Raw genomic sequence first — 12,602 nt, 5'->3', positions numbered from 1 at the left:
GATATAACATGGCTGCAGAAGAAGTTACTATATCAAGCCATATCCAGCATCACTTAACAAACGCTAAGATGTGTATGACCGACTCAGGTCTTGCCTTCAACAAAGCGTGTGCAGACAGTGGTTTCTGGACATGGAATATAGATACCCTCGCATGGTCAATCGGACTAGGTCTAATATTTTTATGGATCTTCCGTAGCGCCGCAAAAAAAGCACACACAGGAGTACCTGGTAAATTTCAATGTTTTATTGAAATGATTGTTGAGTTCGTTGGTGACAACGTACGTGACACTTACCATGGTAAAAGCAAATTAATTGCTCCATTAGCCTTAACAATTTTTGTTTGGGTGTTCTTAATGAACTTAATGGATTTAATCCCAGTTGATTTCTTACCTGCATTTGCCGGTTTTGTTGGTGAGCAAGCCTTTGGCATGGACTCACACGACGTTTACATGAAAATTGTACCAACCACAGACATAAACTTAACCGCTGCATTAGCATTGGGTGTGTTTATTCTGATGATTGGTTACTCTATTAAAATTAAAGGGGTTGGTGGCTTCATTAAAGAGCTTACACTTCACCCGTTTAGCTCTAATAGCAAAGTAGCTATGATTTTCTTAATTCCTTGTAATCTATTACTAGAAACAATCGCTTTAGTGTCTAAGCCTTTCTCGTTAGCACTGCGTTTATTCGGTAACTTATACGCTGGTGAATTGATATTCATACTTATCGGCGCAGTTGGTTTAATGCAACTTCCGTTGCACTTTGTTTGGGCTGTATTCCATATCTTAGTAATCGTGTTACAAGCATTCGTATTTATGATGCTAACAATTGTTTACCTAAGCATGGCAAGCTCTGACAATCACTAATTTATACACTTTTTATATTTAACTTTAACAATTGAAACTTTGGAGAAAAAAATGGAACTAGTATTAGGTCTTAAGTACATCGCAGTTGCTTTACTTATCGGCTTCGGTGCAATCGGTACTGCTATCGGCTTCGGTAACATGGGTGGTAAATTCCTAGAAGCATGTGCGCGTCAGCCTGAACTTGCACCTTCATTACAAGTTAAGATGTTCATCCTAGCTGGTCTAATCGATGCGGTAGCAATGATCGGTGTTGGTATCGCAATGGTAATCCTGTTCGTACTTTAATTTTATTTTTTGAACAGCTTACTATTTTAAGGAGGAGCGGTCGTGAACATAACAGCCACTCTTATCGGTGAATTAATTGCGTTTACGGTGTTTGTACTATTTTGTATGAAATATGTATGGCCACCACTTAATGATGCAATTGAGTCTCGCCAGAAGAAAATTGAAGATGGTTTAGCTGCCTCTGATAGAGCCGAAAAAGACTTAGAACTTGCGCAACAAAAAGCTGCTGAGCAGCTTAAAGATGCAAAAGCTCAAGCGGCTGATATCATTGAACAAGCTAAAAAGCGTGCCGTGCTTATTGTTGACGAAGAAACTGTTCGTGGACAAGAAGAGCGTGAAAAAATTATTGCTCAAGGGCACTCTGAAATCGAATCAGAGCGTAACCGTGTAACAGAAGAGCTACGTAAGCAAGTAGCAACTCTGGCAGTGGTTGGCGCAGAAAGAATTTTAGAGCGTGAAATCAATCAAGCCGCACATAGTGACATCGTTGAAAAACTTGTCGCTGAGCTGTAATTAGGAGGGTATGAGCATGTCTGAATTGACTACTATCGCTCGCCCATACGCTAAAGCGGCTTTTGAACTTGCCGTTGAAAAAGGCACAATTGAAAGCTGGAATGACATGTTGTTTTTTGCAGGCGAAGTTGCCAGCAATGAACAAGCATCAGCCATTTTAGCTGGATTGCCTACTGCTACTGCACAAGCTGAGTTATTTATTAACTTATGTGCTGAGCAGCTCAACGAACAAGGTCAGAACCTAGTGAAGGTGATGGCTGAAAATGGACGTTTGATTGCACTGCCTGAGGTTGCTCAGTTATTCGCTGCGTTTAAAGCAGAGTATGACAAAGAAATCGACGTAGATGTGATTTCGGCAACCCCTCTTGCTGCAGCGCAGCAAGAGTCATTGGTAGCGACACTTGAAAAACGTTTCGCACGCAAAGTTAAGCTGAATTGTAGTGAAGACGCTGCAGTAGTTGGCGGCCTTATTATTAAGGCGGGTGACACTGTAATCGACGGCTCAGTACGCGGTAAATTAAACCGCTTAGCCACAACACTACAATCGTAATTGGGAAAAAGAGCATGCAACTTAATTCCACTGAAATTTCAGATCTGATCAAACAACGTATTGAGCAGTTCGAAGTTGTAAGTGAAGCTCGTAACGAAGGTACTATCGTATCTGTTACTGACGGTATCATCCGCATCCACGGTCTAGCTGACTGTATGCAAGGTGAGATGATTGAGCTTCCAGGCAACCGTTATGCTATCGCACTAAACCTTGAGCGTGACTCAATTGGTGCAGTAGTTATGGGTCCATACGCTGACCTTACTGAAGGCGTAAAAGTATACACAACTGGTCGTATCCTAGAAGTTCCTGTTGGTGCTGGCTTACTTGGTCGTGTTGTAAACACACTAGGTGCTCCTATCGACGGTAAAGGCGCTTTAGATAACGACGGTTTTGAACCTGTAGAAAAAATTGCACCAGGTGTAATCGAGCGTCAATCTGTAGATGAGCCAGTTCAAACTGGTTACAAATCTATCGATGCGATGATTCCAGTTGGTCGTGGTCAGCGTGAGCTTGTAATCGGTGACCGCCAAACAGGTAAAACTGCACTAGCAATCGATGCAATCATCAACCAAAAGAACACAGGCGTTAAGTGTGTGTACGTAGCGGTTGGCCAAAAAGCATCTACTATTGCTAACGTAGTACGTAAATTAGAAGAGCACGGTGCACTTGCAAATACTATCGTAGTTGTAGCATCTGCTTCTGAGTCTGCGGCACTTCAGTACTTAGCACCGTTCTCGGGCTGTACTATGGGTGAATACTTCCGTGACCGTGGTGAAAACGCATTAATCGTATATGATGATTTATCTAAGCAAGCTGTTGCTTACCGTCAAATCTCATTACTACTTAAGCGTCCACCAGGTCGTGAAGCATACCCAGGTGACGTATTCTACCTTCACTCGCGTCTTTTAGAGCGTGCATCGCGTGTAAACGCTGATTACGTTGAAAAGTTCACTAATGGTGAAGTGAAAGGACAAACTGGTTCATTGACGGCATTGCCAATCATTGAAACTCAAGGCGGCGACGTTTCTGCGTTCGTACCGACAAACGTTATCTCTATCACCGATGGTCAGATCTTCTTAGAAACTGACTTATTCAACTCAGGTATCCGTCCGGCAGTAAATGCTGGTATCTCGGTATCGCGTGTTGGTGGTGCTGCACAAACTAAAATCGTTAAGAAACTAGGTGGCGGTATCCGTCTAGCCCTAGCTCAGTACCGTGAATTAGCTGCGTTCTCGCAGTTCGCGTCTGACCTTGATGATGCTACTCGTGCTCAACTTGAGCATGGTGAGCGTGTAACAGAGCTAATGAAGCAGAAACAGTACGCACCAATGTCTGTTGCTGAAATGTCTTTGTCGTTATTTGCAGCTGAGAAAGGTTACTTACAAGACATCGAAATCTCTAAGATTATGGATTTCGAAGCGGCTTTACTTTCTTATGCAAGTAGCACATACGCAGAGCTTGTGGCTCAAATCAATGAAACTGGTAACTACAACGCCGAGATCGAAGCGCAACTTAAAGAACTTCTTGAGAAGTTCAAGTCTACGCAAACTTGGTAATTTAGTTATTAATGGTGCGCTTTAGTTTACTAAAGCACACCTTGATTCGGAGAGAGAGTCATGGCCAGCGGAAAAGAGATTAAAAGCAAGATCGGGAGTATTAAAAATACTCAAAAGATCACTAGCGCAATGGAAATGGTTGCTGCGTCTAAAATGAAAAAGGCGCAAGAACGAGTGGCTTCAAGCCGTCCATACGCTGACAAATTACGCAAAGTAATTGGTCGTGTTGCTCAAGCAAATCTTGATTTTACTCACCCGTTCTTAGAAGAGCGTGAAGTAAAACGAGTTGGTTATATTGTTATCTCTACTGACCGTGGTCTATGTGGCGGCTTAAACTCAAACGAGTTTAAAAAAGTTGCATTAGACATTAAAGCGTGGAAAGAAAAAGGCGTAGACGCTGATTTTGCAACTTTAGGTAGCAAAGCGGCTAGCTTCTTTCAACGTTTTGGCGGTCAAGTGCTTGCTAAAAAAGCAGGCCTTGGAGATAAGCCTTCAGTACAAGACGTAATTGGTCCTGTAAAAATTATGCTAGATGCATTTTCTGAAGGTAAAATTGACCGTTTATTCCTGGTATATAACAACTTTGTTAATACCATGAAGCAAGAGCCAACAGTAGATCAGTTACTCCCTTTGCCAAAAGCTGAAGAAGAAGTATCTGCCCACACATGGGATTACTTATACGAGCCAGGCCCAGACGCTATATTAGAGTCTTTGCTTGTACGCTTTGTTGAGTCTCAAGTGTACCAAGGTGTGGTTGAGAACGCTGCCTCTGAACAGGCTGCCCGTATGGTTGCAATGAAAGCTGCAACAGATAATGCCGGCGACCTTATGGATGAGTTACAGCTTGTTTATAACAAGGCCCGCCAAGCAGCAATCACACAAGAAATTAGTGAGATTGTTTCTGGTTCAGCCGCAGTTTAATGCTTCAGGCAAAGATTAACGAGAGGAATAGACATGAGTTTAGGTAAGGTCGTCCAAATTATCGGTGCCGTTGTAGATATTGAGTTTTCTCAAGACAACGTGCCAGCCGTATATGACGCACTAAAAGTAACAGATGGCGATTTAGCTGGTTTGACTTTAGAAGTTCAACAACAGCTAGGTGGCGGTGTTGTTCGTACTATCGCACTAGGTACTACTGACGGTTTACGTCGTGGCGCAGCGGTAGAAAATACAGGTGAAGCGATTCAAGTTCCAGTTGGTAAAGCAACGCTTGGTCGTATCATGAACGTACTTGGTGAGCCAATTGATGAAGCTGGCCCAATCGGCGAAGAAGACCGTATGTCTATTCACCGGGCAGCGCCTTCATACGAAGAGCAATCAAGTTCAGTAGAACTTTTAGAAACTGGTATCAAGGTAATCGACCTTGTATGTCCATTCGCTAAAGGTGGTAAAGTTGGTTTATTCGGTGGTGCCGGTGTAGGTAAAACCGTAAACATGATGGAACTTATCCGTAACATCGCAATCGAGCACAGCGGCTACTCAGTATTCGCAGGTGTTGGTGAGCGTACTCGTGAGGGTAACGATTTCTACCATGAGATGAACGATTCAAACGTACTTGATAAAGTATCGCTTGTATACGGTCAGATGAACGAGCCTCCAGGTAACCGTTTACGCGTAGCGTTAACAGGTCTTACTATGGCTGAAAAGTTCCGTGACGAAGGTCGCGACGTACTTTTCTTCGTAGATAACATCTACCGTTACACGCTTGCTGGTACAGAAGTATCTGCACTACTTGGTCGTATGCCATCAGCGGTAGGTTACCAGCCTACACTAGCTGAAGAGATGGGTGTGCTTCAAGAGCGTATCGCTTCAACGAAGACAGGTTCAATTACATCAATCCAAGCGGTATACGTACCTGCGGATGATTTAACGGATCCATCTCCAGCAACTACCTTTGCTCACTTAGATGCAACAGTAGTACTTTCACGTGATATCGCATCACTTGGTATTTACCCAGCGGTAGACCCACTTGATTCATCTTCACGTCAACTTGACCCATTAGTAATTGGTCAAGATCACTACGATACAGCACGTGGTGTTCAAACAGTTCTTCAGCGTTACAAAGAACTTAAAGACATCATTGCAATCTTAGGTATGGACGAGCTTTCTGACGAAGATAAGCAACTTGTATCTCGTGCACGTAAAATCCAGCGTTTCCTATCTCAGCCGTTCTTCGTGGCAGAGGTATTTACAGGTGCGCCAGGTAAATACGTATCACTAAAAGACACAATTGCTGGCTTTAAAGGTATTCTAAGCGGTGAATTTGATGACCTTCCAGAACAAGCGTTCTACATGGTTGGTTCTATCGAAGAAGCTCAAGAAAAAGCTAAAAGCATGTAATTAGGAGGGTAGTATGGCAGCTATGACTGTACACCTTGACGTAGTAAGCGCAGAGCAGAGCTTGTTCTCTGGTCTAGTTGAATCGATTCAAGTATCTGGTAGTGAAGGTGAGCTAGGTGTTAATGCCGGTCACGCCCCACTACTAACTGCCCTTAAACCTGGTATGGTACGTTTAGTTAAGCAACATGGTGAAGAAGAACTGATCTATATTGCTGGCGGTACACTAGAAGTTCAACCGAACATAGTAACCGTACTTGCAGATACAGCTGTTCGTGGTGAAGACCTTGACGAACAAGCGGCAGAGCAAGCTAAACGTGACGCAGAAAGCCAAATGGCTAATGCGTCAGCTGCTGAGTTTGATTATCAACAAGCAGCGATGCAATTAGCAGAAGCTATTGCACAACTTCGCGTAATTCAGCAATTACGTAAAAAGTAAGCCTATCCGGTTTTAAAAAGCCCACATTATGTGGGCTTTTTTGTGCCTGTAATTTGGCTTTACACTTATATCGGTTGGCAAAGCTGGTTACAATAAGTGTAATTATTATGAACAGTTTGTTTATCATAGATTCAGTCATTATTTTTTATTATATGACTGAGTATGTATACATGGAGTGACATGCGTAATCTGACAAACTCACTTTCATTAACTCATCAATAAAACAACGGAAAAAGGAAATTGTTTTAATGGCTCTAACAACAGTAATTCTTGCTGCGGGTAAAGGTACTCGTATGCGCTCTGCTTTACCAAAAGTACTGCACAAAGTGGCGGGTAAACCTATGGTGCAGCATGTTATAGATAACGCAAAGGCACTGGGTGCAACCACCACTAATTTAGTTTACGGACACGGCGGCGAACTATTACAACAACAACTTGCCGATAACGATGTAAATTGGGTACTGCAAGCAGAACAACTTGGTACCGGCCATGCTGTTGCACAAGCAAACCCTCATATTAACGATGACGATACCGTATTAGTTTTATACGGCGATGTTCCGCTAACAAAGCAATCAACGCTTGAGCGCTTATTAGCTGCAACACCTAATAATGGTTTAGCGGTATTAACCGTTAATTTGGTTAACCCTAATGGCTACGGCCGTATGCTGCGTGAAAATGGCAAGCTTGTTGGTATTGTTGAGCAAAAAGACGCAAGTGCAGAACAGTTACTTATTAGCGAAGTAAATACCGGCATTATGGCAGTTAACGGCAAGCTTTTAAAAACATGGTTAGGCAATCTATCTAACAACAATGCACAAGGCGAGTACTACCTTACCGATATCGTTGCGATGGCACACAGTGAAGGTGTAGAAATTACTTCGGCGCAGCCAGATCATGCAATGGAAGTTGAAGGCGCAAATAACCGCGTACAACTTGCAGGTCTTGAACGAGCTTATCAAGCATGGCAAGCAGAAGAGCTAATGTTAAATGGTGCCACCCTCGCCGACCCAGCCCGTATAGATGTTCGTGGCAACGTTAAAACAGGCGAAGACGTATTAATTGATATAAACGTTATTTTTGAAGGCAATGTTATTCTTGGTAATAATGTACAAATTGGCCCTAACTGCGTACTTAAAAACTGTACCATAGGCGACAACGTTGTAATAAAAGCAAATACCCTAATTGAAGATGCAAGCGTAGCTGCTCAATGTACGCTAGGCCCATACGCCCGCTTACGCCCAGGTGCGGTAATGGAAGAAGACTCGCACATTGGTAACTTTGTAGAGATGAAAAAAACCCGCTTAGGTAAGGGTTCTAAAGCAAACCACTTAAGTTACTTAGGCGACGCTGAAATTGGCGAAAAAGTAAATATTGGCGCAGGTACAATTACCTGTAACTACGATGGAGTTAATAAAGCAAAAACCATTATTGGTGATAACGCCTTTATTGGTTCAAATTCATCACTTGTTGCTCCTGTAAATATTGGTGCAACAGCAACAATAGGTGCAGGCTCTGTGATCACCAGTACCGTTGAAGATGAGCAGCTTGCAATAGCACGCTCTAAACAGCGTAATTTAACCGGCTGGAAACGACCAGTTAAAAAATAATAATGAAAGGCTACTTAGGTAGCCTTTTTTATTTCAGCTTTAGCTTAAATTGCTCTTTGTAGCGTCTAGATAGGTTAAGTACTTTACCTGTAGTTAGCTTTATTTCACTATCACCACTAGGTAGCGGTGTAATAGACTCTATTCTATCAAGGTTTACGCCATGGCTGCGGTGGACTCTACAAAAGCCTTTATCTTCTAATTGCTTACTTAGTACTGTAAGGGTCGTTCTTAAAGGGTAAATAGACGTGCCAATATATAAGTTTACATAGTTACCTGATGATTCAAGCCAATCAACATCGTCTATTTTTACAATAAATTCTTTGCCACGCTTTTTTACGAGCAAACGGTTTAGAGTGGGTGTTGCTTGTTGCTCGCTTTCTTCTATAGAAGATGCCTCCCCTAATAACTGCTGAACAACATATTGATATGCTTTTATTAGCGTAATAAAAAACACAAAGCTAATAGCATCCTTTTGGTATTCGTATATTAATTCAAACCAACTCAGTCCAAAATCATAAGAGCGACCATAAGCTAAATATACAAGCTTGCGACTACCAACCATAATAGCAATATGTAACATGCTAAATATAATCGAAGCGCCAAAATACATAGCCAATGAAGCAGGTACTTTTTGCCAATTAAAAGGTGTGTTTTTCAAAAACCAAATTAAAGCCGGAAACATAAGCAATGATCCTAGCGCGCTTGAATACTCCCATACAAATGGCTCCCAAATTAAAAATGTTAAATCACCAGCTCTTTTTGCCTCCATTATTTGGGTTGTAGCGTTTATTGTATTGTTTATCAAAATATATGCGCAAAGTAATGCAGAGGCATATAGGGTTTGAAAACGCTGAAAGTGTTGTAGGTTCATAATATGTGCTTATATTTATGCGGTGGGTTTATCCCTAAATACCACCTTTTATCACTATTGCTTGTAATATAAGCACTTATGAATAGTTTTTGCGAGTTGTTTAAGCCTTACTAGTACCAATACGCATATATTGGCTTAAGCATGAATAAACAATTACACCTCACAACTCATTTAAATAATCGTCATTACTTTCTTGATTGGCTAAGAGTAATTGCGTTTGCTGTACTTATTTTTTATCACATAGGTATGTTGTACAGCGAAAATTGGGGTTTTCACTTTAAAAGTACTTATACATCTCAATACGTAGAGTATTTTATGTTGATGTTTGCTCCTTGGAGAATGCTACTTATATGGTTTATATCTGGGGTAGCACTTAGCTTTATGCTTGATAAGGTAAGTGGCGTTAAATCAAACTTCTTTTTTATTTTAAATCGCTCTATTTTTATATTACTCCCTTTGCTGGTGGGCTTATGGTTAATAGTTCCCTTTCAGCTGTATGCAGAGATGTCGCAACAAAGCGTTATAAACATATCGTATTGGCAGTTTTACTCCGCGTTTTTAGATATTAATAATGAAATGTTTACTAATTACCAATCTGGAGTATGGCCGCACATAGATGTAAATCATTTATGGTATTTACGTTCTCTTTGGCAGTTTATGCTTATCATTTTTTTATTTTCACTATTCATGAAGCTTCCTATTTTTACGCCTTTGCTCAAGTTGGTTAAAATAAACCTACCCTTACTAGCAAGCTTATTAGTCATAGCAATGCTGCTTACTAATAACTATTTAAAAGGAGATGCAATTCGTGAAACTAACGGCTTTATATTTTTATTGATAGGGTACCTGTTAGCAAAGTACGCTTATTTTTGGGCGAGCTTAAAACACTATTTTTGCCTGCTATGTGTAAGCTTTGCCCTGTTGTGTATATACATAGTAATGGCTTATCAAAACGTGTTTGATTTACCTAGCTATGTTTTTACTACTCTTTACAACATTCAAAGAGTATTGGGAGTGCTAACCATGCTTGCACTCGCACAGCATTTTTTAAACTTTAAAACTAGCTACTTAAAAATATTAAATAGTTGGGTATTCCCTTTTTATCTATTACATCAAAGTGTACTCATAATTCTATGTTTTGTTTTGCAGCCTTTAAAGCTTGGTTATTTTATTGAGCCACTCTTAGTTGTTATTGGTACATGGTGTGTTTGCGCGGTCATTACATTAGTCGTTACACGCATTGATATTTTAGGGCCTTTTATAGGTGTTAAAGCTAAAAATAGCTATTCCAAGCCTTTTAAATTATTAGGTTATACAGTAAGTCTTGTTCTTGTATGCCCCTTAGCATTAAAACTCGTTTTTTAAGTTAAAAAAGCTTTATTAAAAGTGCCATAACTTTGTCATACCGGTGTGTTGATATTTACCAAATACCACACTAAGGAAAATAACAATGTTAAAAAGGTCACTTATAGCACTTTCACTCATATCAATATTAACAGGTTGCTCACTAGATGGAGATGACGGCCAAGACGGCACGCAAGGTATCCAAGGGGAGCAAGGTACTGCGGGTCAAAATGGGACTAACGGCACCAATGCAAACTCTGCGTTAAATATAAGTTTAATAGGCCGCGCTGTACTTAATGCCCAAAGCCCTGAAGGCGCGGCTGAAATAGTTGCATATCAAGCATCTAAAAAGTGGATTTACGCTATTAATAGCTCTGGTGATGAAGCTGTAGTGAACATTATACCCACCGACACCTTTGATACTGCTGCACTCGTTCAAGATAACGAAGGAACAGTGAATGCAACTAACCTTACATCAACCATTACCCTTACTTTAAATGACAACACCCCAGGCGATGCCAACAGCATAGCAATAGATGAAAATAACCAATTATTGGCTGTTGCAATGGCTGCTAAAACCTTGGGCGAAGCAGGTCAAATAGCGTTTTATAATATTAGCGGCGATACACCGGTGTTTATTAAAAATGTAACGGCCGGTTTTTTACCTGACATGGTGACCTTTAGTCATAATGGGGGAAAAGTCGTTGTTGCTAATGAAGGCGAACCTAATGGCGATTACAGTATCGACCCTGAGGGCTCTATCAGTGTTATTAATATTGAAAATGGCGTAATTGCCGATACGGCCACCAATATTGATTTTACTGCATATAACAATCAACAAACCGAGCTTGAAGACAAAGGGCTAGTTTTTGCCAACCCCACAGGGCGAACAATTAATGGAAATGAAATAAATACAACAGTTGCTATGGACCTAGAGCCTGAGTACGTCAGCATTTCTAAAGATAACAAATATGCCTATATATCAATTCAAGAAAATAACGCACTAGCTATCGTTAATTTAGAAGATAACTCTCTTGAACTAAAAGGGTTAGGATTTAAAGATTGGTCAGATTTACAAATAGACGCATCAGATAAAGACGGCGGTGTTAATTTTAAATCGTACCCAGGGCTTTATGGTATGTATCAGCCAGATACAATCTCAAGCTTTAGCTGGAAAGGCGCAAACTTTATAGTGTCGGCAAATGAAGGTGATGCACGTGAATATTTCTTTGATACAACAGGCGAGGCAGACTGCATAGCAAAAGGTGGTCTAGATTACGATGAAGATGATGGCTGTCTTGCCTATATAGATGAAAGCCGTGTTGAAGATTTAACGCTTGCAGCTAATTTTGATTACTTAAATAACGACGATGACGATATAGGCCGCTTGAAGGTAAGCACTGTAAAAGGTGATACGAATGACGACGGTCAATACGAATCGCTTTATGCCTATGGTGCACGCTCGTTTACCATTTGGGACAGTAATGGGCTGGTGGTGTTTGACTCAGGCGACGACATAGGCCGTATAACTGCATCTGTACATGGCGAAGCCTTTAATAACAATGAAGATGAAAACGAAGGTGACACACGCTCAGATGATAAAGGCGCAGAACCGGAAGCGCTAACAATAGGTACGATAGACGAACGCACTTTTGCCTTTATAGGTCTTGAGCGCATGGGCGGGATTATGGTTTACGATATTACCAACCCTTACGATGTGCAATTTGAAGATTACTTTTATAACCGAGGTGTAATAGAGGGAGCAGATATAACCGGCGACCTTGCACCCGAAGGCATGGTGTTTGTACCGGCTGAGCAAAGTGCCACTGAAAAACCACTCCTTATGATAGGTAATGAGATCTCAGGTTCTGTAGCTGTATGGCAAATTGCAGCAAATTAAAACCAACAAAGCAGTACAGCGCTTACTAAATGTACTGCTTTTTCTAACGCGTAAATATTAGCTATAAAATAGCGACTTAATATGCGCGTTTTTTAATCTGAAATCAGTCTGCAGGCCTTTATTTGTATGTGTTTCATACTAAATTCATTTATTTGTCAAAAAGCTGAAATAAAACATTGACCCCCGCTCGAATCTCCCTATAATGCGACCCCACTGAGACGGGAAACGCTGAAGCATAGCAAAGTACAACGGCTCAGAGAGTTAAGTAAAACTTAGGTTTTAAATCATCGCAAGAAAGTTTAAAATTAAGTGTTGACTCGAAAAATAAAGGATG

General features: G+C 40.9%; 12 protein-coding genes. 11 read left to right on the top strand and 1 reads right to left on the bottom strand.

Annotated features, from left to right (window positions below):
• Nucleotides 1–8 precede the first annotated feature (8 nt).
• The 9 genes from atpB to glmU all read left to right on the top strand — a co-directional run bounded on the left by atpB (nt 9) and on the right by glmU (nt 8,153).
• Nucleotides 9–866 (top strand): F0F1 ATP synthase subunit A, encoded by an 858-nt coding sequence (atpB, locus tag AN389_RS14525; RefSeq protein ID WP_055016216.1) that lies wholly within the window; start codon nt 9–11, stop codon nt 864–866.
• Nucleotides 867–917: 51 nt separating this feature from the next.
• On the top strand, nt 918–1,151 hold the full coding sequence (gene atpE, locus AN389_RS14520) for a F0F1 ATP synthase subunit C (protein WP_004588071.1): 234 nt from the start codon (nt 918–920) through the stop codon (nt 1,149–1,151).
• 42 nt (nt 1,152–1,193) lie between these two features.
• Complete coding sequence (gene atpF, locus AN389_RS14515) at nt 1,194–1,664, top strand: F0F1 ATP synthase subunit B (RefSeq protein WP_004588072.1); 471 nt, start codon at nt 1,194–1,196, stop codon at nt 1,662–1,664.
• A 16-nt stretch (nt 1,665–1,680) separates the two neighbouring features.
• Nucleotides 1,681–2,214, top strand: coding sequence for a F0F1 ATP synthase subunit delta (atpH, locus tag AN389_RS14510; RefSeq protein ID WP_004588073.1), 534 nt, complete (start codon nt 1,681–1,683; stop codon nt 2,212–2,214).
• Nucleotides 2,215–2,228: 14 nt separating this feature from the next.
• Entirely contained in the window at nt 2,229–3,770 is a 1,542-nt protein-coding gene (gene atpA, locus AN389_RS14505; protein WP_055016218.1) for a F0F1 ATP synthase subunit alpha, read from the top strand.
• A gap of 60 nt (nt 3,771–3,830) precedes the next feature.
• Nucleotides 3,831–4,691, top strand: coding sequence for a F0F1 ATP synthase subunit gamma (gene atpG, locus AN389_RS14500; RefSeq protein WP_055016219.1), 861 nt, complete (start codon nt 3,831–3,833; stop codon nt 4,689–4,691).
• 33 nt (nt 4,692–4,724) lie between these two features.
• On the top strand, nt 4,725–6,110 hold the full coding sequence (gene atpD, locus AN389_RS14495) for a F0F1 ATP synthase subunit beta (protein ID WP_055016220.1): 1,386 nt from the start codon (nt 4,725–4,727) through the stop codon (nt 6,108–6,110).
• 13 nt (nt 6,111–6,123) lie between these two features.
• A complete protein-coding gene (locus AN389_RS14490) occupies nt 6,124–6,546 on the top strand; it encodes a F0F1 ATP synthase subunit epsilon (protein ID WP_055016221.1) in 423 nt (140 codons plus the stop codon).
• Between the two features lie 248 nt (nt 6,547–6,794).
• On the top strand, nt 6,795–8,153 hold the full coding sequence (gene glmU / locus AN389_RS14485; RefSeq protein WP_055020122.1) for a bifunctional UDP-N-acetylglucosamine diphosphorylase/glucosamine-1-phosphate N-acetyltransferase GlmU: 1,359 nt from the start codon (nt 6,795–6,797) through the stop codon (nt 8,151–8,153).
• A gap of 28 nt (nt 8,154–8,181) precedes the next feature.
• Here the strand turns inward: glmU and AN389_RS14480 are convergent, their stop codons facing one another.
• On the bottom strand, nt 8,182–9,024 hold the full coding sequence (locus AN389_RS14480; RefSeq protein WP_055020121.1) for a LytTR family DNA-binding domain-containing protein: 843 nt from the start codon (nt 9,022–9,024) through the stop codon (nt 8,182–8,184).
• Between the two features lie 141 nt (nt 9,025–9,165).
• Here AN389_RS14480 and AN389_RS14475 point away from each other — a divergent pair, with 141 nt between their 5' ends.
• The gene (locus AN389_RS14475; RefSeq protein WP_082429336.1) at nt 9,166–10,389 is read left to right on the top strand and encodes an acyltransferase family protein; all 1,224 of its coding nucleotides are present in this window, start codon (nt 9,166–9,168) and stop codon (nt 10,387–10,389) included.
• A gap of 85 nt (nt 10,390–10,474) precedes the next feature.
• A complete protein-coding gene (locus AN389_RS14470) occupies nt 10,475–12,268 on the top strand; it encodes a choice-of-anchor I family protein (protein WP_055020120.1) in 1,794 nt (597 codons plus the stop codon).
• The last annotated feature ends 334 nt before the right edge of the window (nt 12,269–12,602 follow it).

Origin of the sequence: Pseudoalteromonas sp. P1-7a (assembly GCF_001401855.1) — a bacterium.
Classification (GTDB): Bacteria; Pseudomonadota; Gammaproteobacteria; order Enterobacterales; family Alteromonadaceae; genus Pseudoalteromonas.
This window is presented reverse-complemented; position numbering and strand designations above follow the sequence as displayed.

What these genes read in the sequence shown, in the direction of transcription:
- glmU (WP_055020122.1), top strand. Translation starts at nt 6,795, where the DNA reads ATGGCTCTAACAACAGTAATTCTTGCTGCGGGTAAAGGTACTCGTATG.
- atpD (WP_055016220.1), top strand. Translation starts at nt 4,725, where the DNA reads ATGAGTTTAGGTAAGGTCGTCCAAATTATCGGTGCCGTTGTAGATATT.
- atpB (WP_055016216.1), top strand. Translation starts at nt 9, where the DNA reads ATGGCTGCAGAAGAAGTTACTATATCAAGCCATATCCAGCATCACTTA.
- AN389_RS14480 (WP_055020121.1), bottom strand. Translation starts at nt 9,024, where the DNA reads ATGAACCTACAACACTTTCAGCGTTTTCAAACCCTATATGCCTCTGCA.
- atpE (WP_004588071.1), top strand. Translation starts at nt 918, where the DNA reads ATGGAACTAGTATTAGGTCTTAAGTACATCGCAGTTGCTTTACTTATC.
- atpG (WP_055016219.1), top strand. Translation starts at nt 3,831, where the DNA reads ATGGCCAGCGGAAAAGAGATTAAAAGCAAGATCGGGAGTATTAAAAAT.
- atpH (WP_004588073.1), top strand. Translation starts at nt 1,681, where the DNA reads ATGTCTGAATTGACTACTATCGCTCGCCCATACGCTAAAGCGGCTTTT.
- AN389_RS14475 (WP_082429336.1), top strand. Translation starts at nt 9,166, where the DNA reads ATGAATAAACAATTACACCTCACAACTCATTTAAATAATCGTCATTAC.
- AN389_RS14490 (WP_055016221.1), top strand. Translation starts at nt 6,124, where the DNA reads ATGGCAGCTATGACTGTACACCTTGACGTAGTAAGCGCAGAGCAGAGC.
- atpA (WP_055016218.1), top strand. Translation starts at nt 2,229, where the DNA reads ATGCAACTTAATTCCACTGAAATTTCAGATCTGATCAAACAACGTATT.
- AN389_RS14470 (WP_055020120.1), top strand. Translation starts at nt 10,475, where the DNA reads ATGTTAAAAAGGTCACTTATAGCACTTTCACTCATATCAATATTAACA.